This window comes from Rhodococcus sp. C26F (assembly GCF_053345925.1).
Map to the genome: position 1 here is coordinate 1 of NZ_JBKFBA010000047.1, position 17,319 is coordinate 17,319.

General features: G+C 61.0%; 14 protein-coding genes and 1 pseudogene. 9 read left to right on the plus strand and 6 right to left on the minus strand.

Annotation, left to right across the window (positions count from 1 at the left end):
• The 7 genes and pseudogenes from ACLBYD_RS27010 to ACLBYD_RS27040 form a co-directional block, all read left to right on the plus strand.
• Nucleotides 1-91: pseudogene (locus tag ACLBYD_RS27010) on the plus strand (SDR family oxidoreductase); the annotation flags it as partial.
• Nucleotides 88-1,002: an SDR family oxidoreductase gene (locus ACLBYD_RS27015; protein ID WP_447818071.1), complete on the plus strand. Its 915-nt coding sequence runs from the start codon at nucleotides 88-90 to the stop codon at nucleotides 1,000-1,002. The pseudogene ACLBYD_RS27010 and the gene ACLBYD_RS27015, both read left to right, overlap by 4 nt.
• A gap of 1,291 nt (nucleotides 1,003-2,293) precedes the next feature.
• Entirely contained in the window at nucleotides 2,294-3,742 is a 1,449-nt protein-coding gene (locus ACLBYD_RS27020; RefSeq protein WP_447818070.1) for an ABC transporter substrate-binding protein, read from the plus strand.
• Nucleotides 3,743-3,766: 24 nt separating this feature from the next.
• Nucleotides 3,767-4,891, plus strand: coding sequence for an ABC transporter permease (locus tag ACLBYD_RS27025; protein ID WP_447818069.1), 1,125 nt, complete (start codon nucleotides 3,767-3,769; stop codon nucleotides 4,889-4,891).
• A 142-nt stretch (nucleotides 4,892-5,033) separates the two neighbouring features.
• A complete protein-coding gene (locus ACLBYD_RS27030; RefSeq protein ID WP_447818068.1) occupies nucleotides 5,034-5,822 on the plus strand; it encodes an ABC transporter permease in 789 nt (262 codons plus the stop codon).
• A gap of 27 nt (nucleotides 5,823-5,849) precedes the next feature.
• Nucleotides 5,850-6,851 carry an ABC transporter ATP-binding protein gene (locus ACLBYD_RS27035; protein ID WP_447818066.1) on the plus strand — a complete coding sequence of 334 codons (1,002 nt, stop codon included), beginning with the start codon at nucleotides 5,850-5,852 and terminating at the stop codon, nucleotides 6,849-6,851.
• A complete protein-coding gene (locus ACLBYD_RS27040; RefSeq protein WP_447818064.1) occupies nucleotides 6,848-7,825 on the plus strand; it encodes an ABC transporter ATP-binding protein in 978 nt (325 codons plus the stop codon). The genes ACLBYD_RS27035 and ACLBYD_RS27040 overlap by 4 nt, the downstream gene beginning before the upstream one ends.
• A gap of 5 nt (nucleotides 7,826-7,830) precedes the next feature.
• Here the strand turns inward: ACLBYD_RS27040 and ACLBYD_RS27045 are convergent, their stop codons facing one another.
• From ACLBYD_RS27045 to ACLBYD_RS27060, 4 genes are all read right to left on the minus strand, one after another.
• On the minus strand, nucleotides 7,831-8,715 hold the full coding sequence (locus tag ACLBYD_RS27045) for an LLM class F420-dependent oxidoreductase (RefSeq protein ID WP_447818063.1): 885 nt from the start codon (nucleotides 8,713-8,715) through the stop codon (nucleotides 7,831-7,833).
• Nucleotides 8,715-9,236 (minus strand): nuclear transport factor 2 family protein, encoded by a 522-nt coding sequence (locus tag ACLBYD_RS27050; protein WP_447818062.1) that lies wholly within the window; start codon nucleotides 9,234-9,236, stop codon nucleotides 8,715-8,717. The genes ACLBYD_RS27045 and ACLBYD_RS27050 overlap by 1 nt, the downstream gene beginning before the upstream one ends.
• Nucleotides 9,233-10,858 (minus strand): AMP-binding protein, encoded by a 1,626-nt coding sequence (locus ACLBYD_RS27055; RefSeq protein WP_447818851.1) that lies wholly within the window; start codon nucleotides 10,856-10,858, stop codon nucleotides 9,233-9,235. The genes ACLBYD_RS27050 and ACLBYD_RS27055 overlap by 4 nt, the downstream gene beginning before the upstream one ends.
• Nucleotides 10,859-11,011: 153 nt before the next feature.
• Nucleotides 11,012-11,608: a TetR/AcrR family transcriptional regulator gene (locus ACLBYD_RS27060; RefSeq protein WP_447818852.1), complete on the minus strand. Its 597-nt coding sequence runs from the start codon at nucleotides 11,606-11,608 to the stop codon at nucleotides 11,012-11,014.
• Nucleotides 11,609-11,862: 254 nt separating this feature from the next.
• Between ACLBYD_RS27060 and ACLBYD_RS27065 the strand changes: the two genes are divergently transcribed.
• Entirely contained in the window at nucleotides 11,863-12,474 is a 612-nt protein-coding gene (locus ACLBYD_RS27065; RefSeq protein ID WP_447818853.1) for a TetR/AcrR family transcriptional regulator, read from the plus strand.
• A gap of 51 nt (nucleotides 12,475-12,525) precedes the next feature.
• Here ACLBYD_RS27065 and ACLBYD_RS27070 read toward each other — a convergent pair whose 3' ends face one another.
• Entirely contained in the window at nucleotides 12,526-13,296 is a 771-nt protein-coding gene (locus tag ACLBYD_RS27070) for an SDR family NAD(P)-dependent oxidoreductase (protein ID WP_447818854.1), read from the minus strand.
• A gap of 258 nt (nucleotides 13,297-13,554) precedes the next feature.
• On the opposite strand from ACLBYD_RS27070, the gene ACLBYD_RS27075 reads away from it, so the two are divergent.
• Nucleotides 13,555-15,054 (plus strand): MFS transporter, encoded by a 1,500-nt coding sequence (locus ACLBYD_RS27075; protein ID WP_447818855.1) that lies wholly within the window; start codon nucleotides 13,555-13,557, stop codon nucleotides 15,052-15,054.
• Between the two features lie 67 nt (nucleotides 15,055-15,121).
• On the opposite strand, the gene ACLBYD_RS27080 is transcribed toward ACLBYD_RS27075, so the two are convergent.
• Nucleotides 15,122-17,305 (minus strand): acetate--CoA ligase family protein, encoded by a 2,184-nt coding sequence (locus ACLBYD_RS27080; RefSeq protein WP_447818856.1) that lies wholly within the window; start codon nucleotides 17,303-17,305, stop codon nucleotides 15,122-15,124.
• Nucleotides 17,306-17,319 lie beyond the last annotated feature (14 nt).

The following is a 17,319-nucleotide window of genomic DNA, read 5'->3' on the forward strand; positions in this document are numbered from 1 at the left end:
GGCCTACGTCAGCGGATCGACATTGACCGTCCACGGCGGCGGTGAACGCCCTGCCTACATGGCAGCGGCCGAAACGAAGGAGACGAAGTGAGTGGACTGCTGGACGGGCGCGTCGTCATCGTGACCGGCGCCGGGCGAGGACTGGGTCGCGCCCACGCCCTCGCCTTCGCCGCGGAGGGTGCGAAGGTCGTCGTCAACGACATCGGTGTCGGCAGTGACGGAACCGCCACGGGGGAGAGCCCCGGTGAGCTGGTCGTCGAGGAGATCCGTGCGGCCGGGGGAGAGGCCGTCGTCAACGGTGACGACGTCGCCGACTGGGCCGGTGCCGAGAACCTCGTCAGGACCGCCCTCGACAACTTCGGCCGGCTCGACGTGCTCGTCAACAACGCCGGATTCCTGCGCGACCGCATGCTCGCCAACATGAGCGAGGAGGAGTGGGACGCCGTCATCCGCGTGCACCTCAAGGGGCACTTCGCGCCGATGCGTCACGCCATGACCTACTGGCGCGCCGAGTCCAAGGCCGGCAACCCGGTCGACGCCCGCATCATCAACACGAGCTCGGGTGCCGGCCTGATGGGCAGCATCGGCCAGGGCAACTACGCCGCCGCCAAGGCCGGTATCGCGACGCTCACGATCCAGGCCGCAGCCGAATTCGGCCGCTACGGGGTGACCGTCAACGCGATCGCGCCCTCGGCACGCACCCGCATGACCGTCGGGGCCGGTGGCGCGATGGCCGAGATGATGGCCGCACCCGAAGAGGGTTTCGACGCCATGGCGCCGGAGAACGTCTCGCCGCTGGTCGTGTGGCTCGGCAGTGCCGAAGCGAAGGACGTGACCGGTCGCGTGTTCGAGGCCGAGGGCGGCAAGGTGTCGCTGGCCGACGGATGGCGCCACGGTGAGGCGATCGACAAGGGCGATCGCTGGGATCCGAAGGAACTCGGTCCCGTCGTCGAGAAGCTGATCGCAGCGTCGCAGCCGCCGACGCCGGTCTACGGAACGTAGTTAATCCGGGATCCGCCGAGGCGGACGGTGCGAATCCCACGGAGGATTCACTACCACAGGGCTGTACGAGAGGCAGCGCCCAGCTCCGCCGGTTGATGCCGAGTTCGAAAACCATGTGGATGGCGATCCGTGATCGATGCCTCCCTCAGTCCTCCCCCAAAGTGCGCACGAAGGCTCCTGTGCGGTACACCTCGAGTTCGATGGCGTGGTCACAAACGTGACCGGGCGTCGTAGTCGCTCCGCTTCCGGCTGTCCCCGGTTTGTGTCGATGGCGACGTCATCCGGAAGACCCAGAAAACGGAACGCTCGATTACCGTTTCGGAACCCCTGGCCTGTCGGCAGTACCGTTGCGTGCCTGCGTCTTGTAGTGGCAGAACAGTACGGGCCTCGATAAGGTCACTTTACTGACAGTAGTCACTGTCAAATGGTCGGCCGTCTCCGAGCGAGCTGCGCAATGCCTCGCTCGGCCCTGAGGAAAGAAGTCTGTCCGAGGAAGTCGTTCTTGAAGTCCGCTCCGAGGGGAGGGGCATAACCACCCCTCAGCGCTGTGTAGGCGAGACGCCGATCGTCCTGGGCTGACACGTACCCAATGACAGCGTCGTAACCCGTTCGGTGAGACAGGTATGACAAGCGCCCAGTCAACCCCGGCATTGCTCATTCGCCGGCGTGCGTATCGGAGATGTGTACCTCGTTGCCCTCCTTCCGCGGGAGCGTTTCAGGGTGACCATCACCCACGGGCGAACATCCTGAGACTATCCTGTATTTAACCAAGCGCATGCTCAAATTGGCAACTTGATCGGCCGTGCTGCCAGCACACGTCCGGCGAGCAGTGCGTGCTGGCGTGGGTTACCGGGGAGTGCCCGTCAGCGAGTCATCGCTCGAGGTCGAGTCACGCTGAACGTCACGAGAACTCGCAATCTTGACATCAGTGACTTAGGTCATAATATGGTCGAGCAAGTGCACGCTCAGTAACTATTTCATCCGGGGCCAAGAATCCCGCACATCCCTAGGGACAACTCGTCCCGGCCACCAGCCACGACTGACCAGGTCTGAACACATGACACGTCGTTGGGCATAGAGCCGGGGAGTGACGGCGGTCAGCGGAGGAATCCGTGCGGTCGTAGGCCGTACTCGAACACAAGGAGAACATGCATGAGACTCCGAAAGTCGGTTGTTGTGGCGGTTGCAGCCATGCTCGGGACGGTCGCGGGGTGTGCCAGTGCAGGCGGAAGCAGCACGGAAGTGGCCGACGGTACGTGTACAACCGACAGGATCGGGGGGTCTGTCACTCATGCAACGCTTCTGGCTCCGCGTGGACTCGATCCGGTCGGTCAGCCCGGTGCCGCAGGAAGCGGGGGCACTGAGATCCAGGGCGTTGTTCGACACGCTGGTCACGTATAACGTCGAATCGCAGTCCTATGAACCGCACGTGGCCGAGTCTCTTTCGCCCAATGATGATTTCAGCGTCTGGACAGTCACTCTGCGTGACGGGGTCCGATACGGCAACGGTGACCCGCTCAGTGCCGAGGACGTCAAGCAGAGTGTGGAAAGACATCAGTCGCCGCAGAACACTCAAGTCTCGAGGGGAGAGGCGCAAACCATTGTCTCCATGGAGGTTCTCGATCCTCTGACCGTACAGTTCACCCTTGACGGTCCATATCCGGACTTTCCGCACGTCCTGGCGACGGACATCGGCATGGTGACGAATCCGCGCGTAGTGGCTGAACTCGGTGCCGAACAGTTCGCTCTGAATCCGCAGGGCGCCGGCGTCGGACCGTACGAACTCATCAAGTACGCGCCGGGCGAGGAGATCGTGATGTCTGCCAAGGCAGACTATTGGGGCGGGCCGGTCTGCATCGAGACGCTTCGGTTCATCAGTATCCAAGGTGCCGAATCGACTCTGGATGCGCTCAGGACAGGTGAAGTGGACGTGGCATTGCTACGTGAGCCGCCGGCGATTGCCCAAGCACGCGAAGAAGGGTTCGGTACGTTGCCCACGCTGTACAACTACGGTGAAGGTGTCGTGATGAACTCTGCGCCCGGACGGCCGACTTCGGACAACCGATTGCGTAGGGCGATTGTTGCTGCGATCGACCCGGATGCGATCAACGCGCGAGTCTTCAACGGGACGGCGCTTGCAACCTCGGCACTCATCCACGAGAACACACCGGGTCTTTATTCGGGTGTACAAGGGCCGGCGTACGACCCGGAACTGGCCAGGAAGTTGGTCGTAGAGGCAAAGGAATCGGGATGGGATGGCTCCCTTCGTCTCCTGGCAGACAACAGTCCCATTCGAATCAACGAAGCGATCGCTGTCGAAGCGGTTCTCGAAAGCGTGGGATTCGACGTCGAACTCGACACCGACAAGTCCCTGACCGAGGTTCTCGGCACGGTTGCGTCGGACAGGGACTACGACTTGGTCATATGGGGTCCGAACTACACGGACGAGGGCATGTGGGCGTTGATGAACCGGCAGTTGAACAGCCAGAGTATGTCGAACTACTACGGATACTCGGACACACGAATGGACGAAGCACTGGCCGACCTACGAACTGCTTCTTCGGTGGATGAGAAGAAGGAGATCGTCGCCCAGATGCAGCAGATCTTCGACGAGTCTCCCGTGATCGCCAATATCGCAGCGTATGAGGAGGACAACATCCACTCGATCCAGATCGGCGGGTTGCTCGTGACCAGAGGGAGTGTCCTTCGCTACGACAAGGCGTTCGTTGCAGGGGCCTGATCAAATGAGGGAAAAGGATACGCGATGACAACACGCAGAATCGCTGCTGTATTCGGTCGTGTCGTTCCAGTCCTCGTGCTCGTGAGCCTTGCAACGGCCTTCCTCGTGGAATTGGTACCGGGCGATCCAGCAGTAGCGGTAGTGGGTGCGGAAGGAACGCCGGAGCAATACGCAGCTGTCCGCGAGGAACTCGGACTCGACAAACCGTGGCTGGTTCGGTATCTCGACTGGCTGGGAGGTCTCCGGCACGGAGATTTGGGGCACACCCTCGTACCGCCGATCCAGGATGTAACAGAGCTCATCGCCAATCGATTGCCGGTGACGTTGGAGATTGCGGTCTTGTCTGTGGCTGTAGCCCTGGCAATCTCACTTCCGGTCGGTACGTGGTCGGCTTACCGCTATGATCGCGCTTTCGACAAAGTCGCGTCCACGATCTCGTTCGGCCTGATCTCCGTTCCGAGCTTTCTACTTGCGCTCATTGTCATCTACGTGGTGGTCTTCAGGCCGGACACAGTCAGGATCTCGATCGCGGCGGCAGCGGTTCTGTCCGCAGCCGTCTTTTTGGTCGCAGCGCTGCGCAGCGCCGAGTCGAGGACGGCACGTGAGCGTAGAAACATGGTGCTGATCGCGATCGGGATCCTGGTTGTAGGCCTAATTCTGGTCTCACTTTTTCCACAGTTCCCACGCCAGGGCTTCGTGCGTATCGGCGACGGCACGCTCGTCGAGAACCTCCGTACTGTCGCTCTGCCGGTACTCGTGCTCGGATTGACCGAGAGCGCGCAACTCACACGCGTCCTTCGAAGTGACATGGTGACCACCTTGAACGAGGATTTCGTCCTGGCCGCCCGCGCGCAAGGCATGCCGCGTCGTCACATCCTGGTGAAACAAGCCTTGCGACCGTCGACGTTCTCATTGGTGACCATTGCGGGTATCAGCTTCGGACGACTCCTCGGAGGAACGGTGATCGTGGAAACGATCTTCCGTCTGCCCGGTATGGGCACCTTGATAGTCGAAAGCGTGTCGAAAAAGGAATTCATGGTTCTGCAAGCCGCCGTGTTGACGGTGGCGGCGCTCTATGTGCTTGTGAATGCCCTGGTCGATCTTTCCTATCTCTACCTTGATCCGAGGACTCGTCATGTCAGTGTCTGAACAGGTCGAAGAACCAGTCGACGGTGGTTCCGTCGCAGCTGCGGAAGGTCGCTCCTCGTCACCGACGGCGCGCGCCGGGCGCGGCCGATACCGCGGTGCGAAGAGCGCGCGAGCTCTCGGTCTTTGGCTCAGTATCGTTTGGATGACCGTCGAGCTGGTCGCCGTCCTCGTCGTCGACTTCCTGCCGCTATCAGAGGGCCGCAATCCATCGGCGACACTGTCTGCACCGATCCTGGCCTCTCCGGACCTTTTCTCCGCGCACCCGTTCGGCACGGATCGGCAAGGCCTGGACATCCTCAGCGGAGTAATATACGGGGCCCGCACATCGCTGATCGTAGGGTTCGGTGCGGTGTTGATCGGAGTCATTGTCGGGGGAAGCCTCGGACTACTCGCGGGGTATCACCGGCGAAGGGTCGATGCGATCTTGAACTTCCTCAACGATTCGCTTCTGGCTTTTCCACCGTTGATTCTGTTGCTTGCGCTGTCATCTGTGGTTCAGCCGAGCGTACGGAATGTCACCTTGACGTTAGGCGTTCTGGCAGTCCCTACGTTCTTTCGGTTGGCCCGTGCCAATACGATGTCGTACTCACAGAGGAACTTCGTCATGGCAGCGAAGGCGCTGGGCGCAGGGTCCCCTCGTATCCTCGCGCGCGAGCTCCTGCCCAACGTCGTCGCCTCGACTGTTGCCTATGCTTTCGTCGTGGTTGCGGTGCTGATCGTCGCGGAGTCGTCGCTCAGCTTCCTGGGGCTGAGCATCCAACGTCCCGAACCTACTTGGGGAAACATGATCGCAGCGGGCCAGACCGAGCTGTCGAATCATCCCCACTTGGTTTTCGTGCCAGGCGCAGTTCTCTTCTTCACCGTGCTGGCCTTGAACCAGATAGGTGATTGGGCACAACAGAAGTGGGATCCTCGGCCACGTAAGCACTAGGCATCTCGACAAGCGAAGAGAGCTACCATGCACAATCCGCTTTTGGAAGTTCGAAATCTGACCACGACGTTCGATACGCCACGGGGGCCATCGAGTGTGGTGGACGGGGTGTCATTCATGGTCGATCGAGGCCGTTCACACGGAATTGTGGGCGAATCCGGTTCGGGCAAGTCCGTACTCGTTCGAACGATCATGAACCTGCTGCCCCGCAATGCTTCTGTGGGATCCGGCTCGAGTGTGTATTTCGACGGTCGAGATCTCGCGACTCTCACTCCAGTGGAGAAGAAGCACTTCTGGGGGCCACGGATCGCCATGGTGTTCCAGGATCCGATGACGGCGCTGAATCCTGTACGGAAGATCGGGGCCCAAATCGCTGATCCGCAACGGTTTCACCTCGGCCTGAGCAAGCGTGACGCGTGGCGTAGGGCGGCGGATCTGTTGGAACAGGTCGGTCTTTCCGATCCCGAACGGCGCCTCCATCAGTACCCACACGAGCTGTCGGGGGGAATGCGACAACGTGTGATGATTGCGATGGCGATCGGATGTAAGCCTGATCTTCTGATAGCGGACGAGCCGACTACCGCCCTTGATGTGACGGTGCAACGCCAGATACTCGAGCTGCTCGACGAACTTCGCCGCGAGCGGGGGATGGGGTTGATTCTCATCACCCATGATCTCGGCGTCGTTGCCGAACATGCCGATGAGGTATCGGTCATGTACTCGGGGCGAATCGTCGAATCGGCCTCGACTCGCTCCCTGTTCGGGGGAATGAGGCACCGATACACGTCCGCCCTGTTTCGATCGACTCCCCGGGTGGATGCCGTGCCGCACGCCCGACTGTTCTCGATCAGTGGTCGTCCGCCGGACCCACTGTCCCTACCGCCAGGATGCCGTTTTGCACCGCGGTGCTCGCACGCGACAGACGACTGTCTTCGAGAGCCTGATTTTCGCCCCAGCGGCGAAACCCATCGCTATGCCTGTCATAACCCGGTGGACGGTACGGACATAAAGGAAGGAATCTTCCGGTGACCACGTTTGTGAAATCCGATCGAGCCGCCGACGAGGTCGTGCTCGACGTCAAAGATCTCGAAGTGGCGTTCCCCGACGGGCGTGGAGGATCAACGACCGTTGTGGCCGGCGTGAGTTTTCGAGTCCACCGAGGTGAGACACTCGGTATCGTCGGTGAATCCGGATGCGGAAAGTCGACTACGGCAAAAGCGGTGCTCCAGTTGGCCCCTTCCACTGCAGGTACGGTGCAATTCGCTGGACAGGATCTGTCTTCAATGTCGCCACGAGAGCTCAGAAGGGTGCGCCGCAAACTCCAAGTGGTACTCCAGGACCCGATCTCGGCGTTGAATCCCCGCCGGAAGGTCCGGGACATCATCGGGGAAGGCCTGTCCATCTGGCGAGTGCCCGATGCGGCAGCACGGGTGCGGCGAGCCATGGAATCGGTAGGTCTCGACGTGGAGATCGTAGGCGAGCGTCTGCCTGGCGAGTTCTCGGGAGGTCAGTGTCAACGGATCAGTATCGCGCGTGCCCTGGCGATGGAACCTGAGGTGCTCATCTGCGATGAACCGGTGTCGGCCCTCGACGTGTCCGTGCAGGCACAAATCGTGAACCTGCTCGAGGATCTCAAAGAGCAGTATCACCTGACCATGCTCTTCGTCTCGCACGACCTGAGTGTCGTTCGTGTCATCAGTGACCGAGTGATGGTTATGTACCTCGGAAAGGTGTGCGAGATCGGTCCGACCATGGATCTGTTCGATACGCCGCTGCACCCCTACACGAGGACCTTGCTCGATGCGGTGCCTGTGCCGGATCCGCATGTCGATCAGCGGAAGCCTCTCCCGGTAGGAGAAGTCCCGTCGATTCTGGCCCCACCGTCAGGTTGCCGTTTTCGAACTCGATGCTCCCGTGCGCGAGAGATTTGTGCGGCGGCAGAGCCTCCGATGATTGAGGTAGCAACTAGCCGGTCCGTAGCGTGCCACTTTCCGTTGACGTGAGTACGTCAACGCAGACAGTCGAGCAGATGCGCGAGTGCTTTCACCGTCGCAAGTGTCGTGCCGTGGTCAGCGGTAGGTAGCCAGAAAACGACCCGATCGATCCCGATGGACCGATACCGGTTGAGTGCTGCGGGATGGGGACAGGCGTTGAACAGCGTCACCGGCAGTACGCCGCGTCCTGCATCCTTGGCCAGGACCCGTAACTCACCTATCCGGTGTGCAAGTGAGTCTTCGAAGTCTTCTGGTTCTCCGGACAGGTCGTCGTCGACTTGCTTCGTGCCGTCACGGAACGGCATCCATCCGTCACCGTAGGCGACTACACGTCGAAGAATGCTCGGGCCGTTGCCGCCGATCAGCACCGGTGGCCGCGGCTGCTGCACAGGTTTGGGCCAGGACCACAAGGAATCGAAGTTGACGAGCTTGCCGTGGAAGGACGCCTCGTCGTGGTTCCAAATCGCAGTCATTGCTTCGATTCGTTCGCGGAACAGTCCGAACCGATTGGCCGGGTCCGCCCCGTGGTTGCGCATTTCCTGGTCGTTCCAGCCCGCGCCGGCACCGAGGATCACTCGGCCGGATGACAATTGATCGATGGATGCGATCTGCTTGGCAAGAATGATCGGATCGCGTTCTGTGATGAGACAGATCGCTGTACCGACCTTGATGGTGGATGTCGCCCGGGCGGCATCGGTCATCGCTACGATTGGATCCAGGACCGTCCGGTAGTACTCCGGCACGTCATGGCCCGAATAATCGGAAGATGTGTCTCCGACCGGGACATGTGTGTGATCCGGGAAGAACACCGACTCGAAGCCATGTTCTTCGGCCATAGCGGCCAGATCGGCGGGGGTGATGGACTCTGCGGATGTGAACATCTGGACGCCGGCGAACATCAGACGAGGTCCCACCGTTGCGGTGCCGCATTCGGGTTGACTTGCATCGGGTGGGTGAGGTGATGGGACATGTCACCGAAAAGATCGTTTCCGACACGGCGTTCGCTGAAGTACCAAACGCCTTCGTCTTTGACGAACCGATCGAGGTAGTCGCCGGCTGTGATGGGCACGAGCGGGACGTCGGTGGGGTTCTGGACGACGAGGATGTAGGAATGAGCGCGAGCGATTCCGACACCGTCGGGTTCGATGGATACATTGGTCGCGATGTGGTGGGTACGAGGCGTACCGTTCGGATACATGCGGACATAGCTCTCCCAGAGCCTTGAGACAGCCGTACCGTCGTTGCGCACCGCGAGTTCTCCTCCGATGTACACATCGGCGCGATCGAACAGCGCGCCCATTTCGTCGAATTGTCCCGAATCGATAAGATACGCGTAGCGGTGGATCAGTTTCTGGATAGCGATGTAGTCGGCTAGGGCAAAATCCGATGTTTCGTTCTTAGTGCCGGCGCTCGAGGTCATCGCACTCGGACTCCCAGCTCACTGGTGTGCTGCTCGAGTCGCGCCTTGTCGATCTTTCCGTTTGCGGTGGTGGGAAGCGCGTCCAGTAGGAACATTCGTCGTGGTGCCTTGTAGTTCGACATGTTCTCGCGTGCCCATGCGATGAGCTCTTCCTCCGTGGGTGTCGCACCGGGTTTAGGAACTACATATGCCCAAACCACTTCACCGAGTGTGTTATCGGGCACGCCGATGGCGGCGGCTTGTGCGAGATCGGCGTGGTGGAGTAGGAGGCTCTCGATCTCTGCGGGATATGCATTGAACCCGCCGACGATGAGCATCTCCTTCGTGCGTCCCACGATACGAAGGTTTCCGTCAGCATCGAATGAGCCGACATCGCCTGTGCGGAACCAACCTCCTCGAGCAAACGCATCTGCTGTCAGCTGTGGAGCGTCCCAGTAACCCTTCATCACACCGTATCCACGGATCTGGATCTCACCCCGTTCACCGGTTGGCACTACATTTTCGTCCGCGTCGACGAGGCGGACTTCCATTCCTGATACGACACGACCGGCAGATGCTGCAACGACTTCCGGAGGATCTCCTGCTCGTGTCATGGTCACGACGGATCCCTCGATCAATCCGTATGCGTTGGTGACACGTTCGAAACCGAGGCGATCTTGCATGGACACCACCAACTCGTCGGGGACGCTGGCGGCGCCGACAACGGCCCATCGAAGCGAGGAGATGTCGCGTTCTGTCAGCGTAGGGTCCGAGAGGATCTTGGCGAAAAGATTCGGTGGGCCGGCAAGCACAGTGAGCTGTAGCTCTTCGACCATATCGAGTGCCTTGTCAGGATCGAAGACCGCGATTGGAACGATCGTTGCCAGCCGTTCGACACAGGCGATGATTCCGGCGTTGATTCCGAATCCGTGTGCAAAGGGGCTGACAACCGGGAGTCGGTCTCCGGCTCCGAGCCCACAGATCTCTGCCCAGTCCCAGTACGCGCGAAGGATCTGATTGCCGCACAACGTCACGCCTTTGGGTTGCCCCGTGGTTCCGGAGGTCATCAAGATCTCGAAGATGTCTTCAGGGTCCACGGCGAGCGCGCGTGCTTCGGCGACGTCCAGGTCGACGGTGCGGTGCAGATCCAAGAAGTCGTCCCAGGTGAATGCTCCCGGAAGTGACGGGCGTCCGCTCAAGAGAACCACAGTGCTCAGGTGGGGGAGCCGGGAGAATGGAACCCCGTTTCCGGGCTCGCCTGCGGCAGTGGACAACTGTCCTAAATAGTCGGTGCCGAGAAAGCTGTCTGTCATCACCAGTGCGCGACATCCAGTACGCTCGAGAACTTCCGTCGTCTCGATGCCTTTTGCTCGGGTACTCAATGGAACGATGATCGCCCCACAGTCCCAGATGCCGAAGGCTGCGGCTACCCACTGCCAGCAGTTCGGTGCCCACACGGCAACCCGGTCGCCGGACTCGATACCGCGAGAGATGAGCGCGCGGGCAATCTTCGAAGCCTGCGTGCGCAGTTCTGCAAGGTCGAGGACGTGCTCGCCATCAATGACGGCCACATGGTCGGGATCCTGGTACGCGCGCCGACGGAGCATCTGCGGGAGGGTTCCCCATTCGGGAAAAACGGTCATGAGTTACGCCCTTCGTAAACAAGCAATCGCTTGGTTAAGAAAGTAGCGCCTCTCGGTCGAGAGCTCAAGGTTTCAGTAACACCCTAGGGACCACCTGGAGAAACGGCGACGCCGCACAACCACNGGTTGTGCGGCGTCGTTTTGCTATCGGATTCAGCCGGAGAACAATGGACGATGAGGATGCGATGCCCAGGGGTTCGGTTTCTCCAGCCCTTCCAGGACCAACTTCAAATACTGGTCCGCCAATTCATCGGCGGACAACCGCCCGGAAGGCGTAAACCACCGCACGGTGACCCAGAGAGAGTCTCGCAGAAAGCGGTACGCGATGGTCGTGTCGATGTCATCGCGGAAGGCGCCGGAGGCCACGCCGTCGTCGAGAACCTTGGTCCAGATCTGCCTTACCCGGGCTTCATAGTCCGCGATGTACGCGAAACGCGGAAACTCACTCAGGTACGCGCGTTCGTTCTGGATGACGGTGATGGCGGCGCGATGCTCATCCAGTGAATTGAATCCCGCTTTTACCAGTTCGCGCAACGTCTCCGAAGGCGTCCCCGCCTTCTCGACGATGCCTTCGTAGGTGGCCATCAGACTGGTGAAATAGTCCGACAGTATTTCGTCGGCGATGGCTTCCTTCGACTCGAAATGATGGTAGAGACTTCCGGACAGAACCCCGGCCGCGTCACCGATCTGTCGCACTGTGGTTGCACGGAAGCCATACTCGGCGAACAACTCGGCTGCGATATCGAGCATGGCCCGTCGGCGCTCCGTGCTGGACTCTCCCAGCGCGGAACGCCGGTAAGTGCCGCGTCGTGGGCGCGGGGCAGGGGCGGACGTGGCCGCTTGAGATCTCGGTGCCATAGCTACAGTATGCATCCTTTTCACCCAAGCGCTAGGTTGCTTGGTTCACGGTTCGACCGGAAACGCTGCCTTCGTGACCTGCTCCTGCGCATGTCGCTGTGTGAACTAGAGTCCTATGCACAGACGATGGGGAGGTACGGCAAAGGATGAGCGGTATTGTGCGCACCAACATGCGCGACCTCCAGAAGGAACTGACCAGGACACGTCTGAAGGAAGCCGCGGTCGCCTGCTTCGTCGAAGACGGGTACTCCGCAACTTCGGTCACCGACATCACCAACAGAGCAGGAGCCACGCGCGCCACGTTCTACCTGCACTTCAAGACGAAGGCCGACGTGGTGCTTGCGCTACTGGAAGAGCTCGACGAAGGGTACGCACAGCCTCTCGCCGAGTTCGCCGAGGTCGCGGCGGACCCGAGCGTCGAACGTCTCCGCGAGTGGCTGACCAGAACGATCGAACTCTGGAACCGCACCCGTGACGTCTCGATCGCCGTGAGTGATGCGGCGAGCGTCGAACGGGAGATCGGTGACCGTCGGGCTCGCTCCTTCGCATTCGAGACCGCGAGAATCGCCGAAGCACTGCATCGTTCAGGATGGACGAAGAAGCAGGCACGCATGCGCGCGATGTTGGTCTTCACGCAGTTGGAGAGCATCTTCGTAAGATGGTCCGCGCGCAACTCCGATGTGCTGCTCGAGGACATGATTGATGTGTTGGCCGATATGTGGATGGCTGCGTTGGCTCCCCGCAATCGTCCCAGGTAGCCGCGGCTTCCCGTTGCCCCTGCGAGGGAGAAGGCTGCCCTATTCCCTTGGTCAGACGCCGTAGCCGCCGTCGACGTCGAGCGTCTGTCCGGAAATGAAGCCGGCCCGGTCGGATGCGAGGAAAGCGACGGCCTCGGCGATGTCGTCGGCGGTGCCGAATCGGCGGAGTGGGATATTTCCTCGAGTGATGTCCAGAGCACGTTCGTCGAGGTCGCCGGAACCGATGAGCCGTGCCGCCATGCCATCGGTCAGCATGCCGGGACCCACGCAGTTGGCGCGTAGGCCGAAGCGGCCCTCCTCGGCGGCAAGAGCGCGGACCACCGCTTCGACCGCCCCTTTGGGTCCGGAGGACAAACCATCGCGGACCGGGAATCGGCGCGTTGCAGCGGTAGTTACGGCAACGATATTGCCGCCCGTTTCACGCAAGAACGGCAGGGCAGGGTGGATCAAGTTGAAGAACGCCGCAGCGTCATTGGCGAGTTGTTCTCCGAACCGGTGAGGTGAGACTCGGCTCAGGTGAGTCATCGGGACGTGCGGACCAGCGGCATAGACGACCGTGTGGAGACCGCCGAACGACGCACACGCCTTCGAGATCAGTTCGGCAGTTGCTTCGATGTCGCTCAAGTCCGCTTGTGCGAACTCAGTTTTCGATCCGAGTGCGCTGAGCTCTGAGGCCAGGTCGGCCGCACCGGCTGCATTCCCGCGGTAGGTGAAGAAAACGTCGCTACCACGTTGTGCGAGCAGGCGGCTGATTGCGCGGCCGATGCCGCCTGTGCCGCCCGCGATCAGTGCAGCGCCCTTACGATTTTCGAAGTCGAGCATCAGCTCGCCCCTTCCGTGATGGTGTCCGCCCAATATACCAAGCAATCGCTTGGTTTACGCAACAGGTTTGGCTACTTCGGTTACGTTCGTCGGGCATATGGGGCGGCTCGGCGTGGCATTGAACTGGGGCAACTTCGTGTATTGCAGGGTGCGGGCTATTGGCAAGCATGCGCTTGGTCAATTACTGTGTCCATGCCACCAAGTGTCGTGCGTCACACTAAACCCCTCCTCGTGTTCCGATAGGACAGGAGTTCGCCTATGACCCCCAACCGCCCCCCGACAAGTTCCGCTGACGAAGCAGAGCCCGACCAACTTCCCGCAAGCAAGACGAACTACTGGACTCCCCGCTGGATCGGAGCCCTCGTCGTCGTCGTCATGCTCGGTGAGCTTGCAACCTTCTCCTACAGCTTGGTCGGCACCGCGCTTCCGGGAATCGGACTGCATTTCGGGACGACGAACCTCGGCTGGACGATCACCGTCGCAAACCTCGTCACTGCTGTCGCTGTAGCGCTCATCGGAAAACTCGCCGATCTTCGAGGCAAGCGCATGCTCCTCGTCATTGTCACTGGTCTTTCGGCACTCGGCGGAGTCATCTCGGCGATGGCGCCCAACTATGAAGTGTTCCTCGTCGGCCGCGGTCTGCAGGGCCTGCTCTACGTCACGCCCGCGCTCGCCTACTCTCTCATCCGGGACGTCTTCCCCAAGCCACTGATCGCCTTTGCGATCACAGTGACATTCACTGGTGCCGGTGCCCTCCTTGTGATCTCGCCGTTCGTGGCAGGTTGGTTGATCGATTCGTTCGGTGCACTTTCGGTGTTCTGGTGTATCGCAGCATTCCAAGCGGCTTGCATCGTAGGAGTGCTCGCTCTGCTCCCCGAATCACCGCTGAAGGTCAAATCGCGGCTCGATTGGGTTGGTGCGATCCTCCTCGGACTCGGTGGCGCGTCGCTCGTGTATGCACTCGGTAACGCAGGCACGTGGGGATGGACGTCGATCACCTTCGTCGGGTTCGTTGCGTTCGGACTGGGGTGCTTCGTTGCGTGGGTACTGTGGGACAAGTCCTTCCCGGAACCGATCATTGAGATCTCGCTGCTGCGGACCCGGCCTATGTGGACGACCCTTGTGCTCAACGCCGCGGTCTACGGTCCGGCGGCAATCGTCGTCTCGTTGATCCCGTTGATCGTGCAGATGCCCCGCGATCCCAGTGACGAGATCGGCTTCGGGTCCGACGCTTTCGCTGTGGCGACCTACATGGCACCACACGGTGCTGCAATGGTGATTGCAGGATTCGTCTGTGGCGCGAAAGCCCGACGGTGGGGCATTCGCTATCCGATGATGGTCGGGTGCGGCGCGCTGACAGCCGGAAGTATCGGGCTGGCCTTCATGCACTCCGAATCGTGGCACGTTTTGTTGTGGCTGCTCTTCTGCGGTATCGGAATGGGTGCCACGTATGGTGGACTTCCGAATCTGGTTGTCCAATCCGCGCCGCCGGAGAAGCAGGGGATCACTTCCTCGGTCATGCTGTCTGCTCAGAATCTGGCGAGTGCTCTTGCGGTGCAGCTGGTGTTCACGCTGCTGGCGATGCACGCTTTCACCACCGAGCTCGGGACGTTCTTCGGTCCGGACGGTTACCGCATCGCGTTCTTGATTGCAGCCGCGCTCGCGCTTTTGGGCCTGCTCGTTCTGAAGATCATGCCGCACGGTCGTGCTGCGGACGTCCGCTCCGTGAGAACTGCGGAGGACGTTCTCGCGCACTGACAGGAACGAATGTTGAGCGCCGGGCAAAATGCCCGGCGCTCAACTCATGTGCCGATCCTCAGTCCCGCTATGTTCGGCAGGAATCGAATCGCTGGGCCGCGGCGATAGCGCTGGCGGCTTCGTCGAATCCCTTGTGCACGGTAATTCCTGTCCTTGTGGAGAATCTGTTCAGAAGGTCGAGGTCCGATGGCGGGCACACATCGCTGTTTCGGACGACCACGGCCACTCTCGTCGGCAGATTAGCAGCAACGACGGTCTCGAGTGTGTCGATCAACGGTTGTAGGCCCCCGGTTCCGTAGCTGTAGTAGGCGGCCGCGTTGAAGTGCATCAGTACGTCTTGATATGGCTGTCCATCGGAATCCAGCACAGGACCGAGTGCATCGACAAGGACAGAGGGCGATGATGCGGGTCCGACCGGAACTTCAAGTGGGTTGGCGACGCTCGTGCCCGCCCCGTATCCGAGATTCCTCAATCGAGCCCGGAGGCGGTCGGCAAGCGGTGTGAGTTGGACCCCGGCACGGTCACATGCGTCCGTCGCCAGTACAGACGCCCCTCCACCGAGGCCGATGACCAGCACGCCGGCAGCATCAGCAGGGGGCCGGTGGTCGATGTACCGCTGGAAATAGCTCAGGCACGAGAGGAAATCCTCGAGAGACTCGACCTGTACCGCACCTGTGGATTCGGTGACGGCAGTCCAGACCTTCGTACTGCTCGCCATCGACCCGGTATGAGAGCTCACGGCAATCGAACCCTGCGTACTCGAGCCGCCGCGCAGGATAACGACAGGTTTGACCCCCCGAGCTCGGCGAAGTGCCCGCAGGAGCGATTCGCCGTCACGGGTGCCTTCCAAGTAGATCCCGATCACGCGCGTCTCAGGATCGTCGACGAGCCAGTCGACAAGCTCGCCCTGGGTCACGTCGATCGCATTGCCGATACTGACGAGTTTGGAGAATCGCACCCCTCTCCGCGAACCGACGGTGATCATGTCGCCGGAGAGTCCACCGCTCTGGGACACCACCGAAACGAAACCTGAGTCTGTCGGAGCGCCGAGGGTAAAGGTCTGTCGGCCCGTAGGCGCGAACACTCCGAGACAGTTCGGGCCGAGTATTCTGGTCGGTGTTCCGGTGGTGCTTTGGGCCAGTTGGGCCTGCAGGGCGGCCCCCTCGTCGCCCATCTCGGCGAACCCGCCGGTGATGACGTGAACGAAAGGGACTCCTGCCGCTGCGGCCTCTGCCACCACTCCCGGTGTTGCATGAGCGGGTACTGCGACCACGAGATAATCGATGTCGGATGGCATCGCATGGACGGAGGGGAAGGCCGGTACGCCGTCCACCTCGTCGGCTTTCGGGTGAAGTACGTAGAGGCCGGCCTGCCATCCGGCTGCTCGATATGCGCTGAGGAAACGGTTGCCGAAGGTCGAGCGACCGGTCGAGGCGCCGGCCACGGCAATCGCTCGGGGCGCGAACAGCGCGGAGAAGTCGGTGGGGGATCGGGAGCTGTCCACCTCGCTCGGTGCGTCCGAAAGCATGAGCCGCGCGTCGAGTGCCTGTGTTCCGCTCGGGGTCACCACGATGGGATTGCATTCGAACTCCACCAATCGGTCGCCGAGTTCGCTGAGAAGGCTTTTCTCTCCTGCGATCGCAAGAAGTAGCCGAACGAGTGCCTCGCGATCGGCAGGAGGACGTCCTCGTGCTCCTGTAAGCAGGGGTGCGCCGGGGAAGCTGTCGACCAGGGCTTCCGCGTCGGCCGGAGAGAGCGGGGCGACGCGCAACGAGGACATGTCGAGCATTTCGGTAGCGACTCCACCAAGGCCGAGGAGAACGACATGACCGAATGTTGCGTCGCGAACTACTCCGACTATGAGCTCGAGTCCACCCGGGTGCTGTTCTTCGACGAGGTAACCGGCCGGGATGATGTCCTGTTGGTGCAGCGATGCCTCCATATCGGAGACTGCGATGGGGACATCGGCGGGGTCGAGGCCGAGAATGACGGCGCCCACGTCACTCTTGTGGACCAGTCCGGGTCCGAAGGCTTTGAGGACTAGGGGACCGTGCAGGTCGGCAACCGCCCCCGGCGCATCGGCAGCCGATCGGAAGGTCACACCGATAGGTGTGTCGACGCCGTGTCGGGCAAGCATCGCTTTTACCTGGTGCTCCGGGACCTGCTCGACGGCATGTGCGACCGGGTTGGTGATCGGTGGGGTCTTTGCTGAGTCTGCGGTGGTGAGGAGCGAATTCGGATTGGGGGTCATCGGTAATTCCTTCC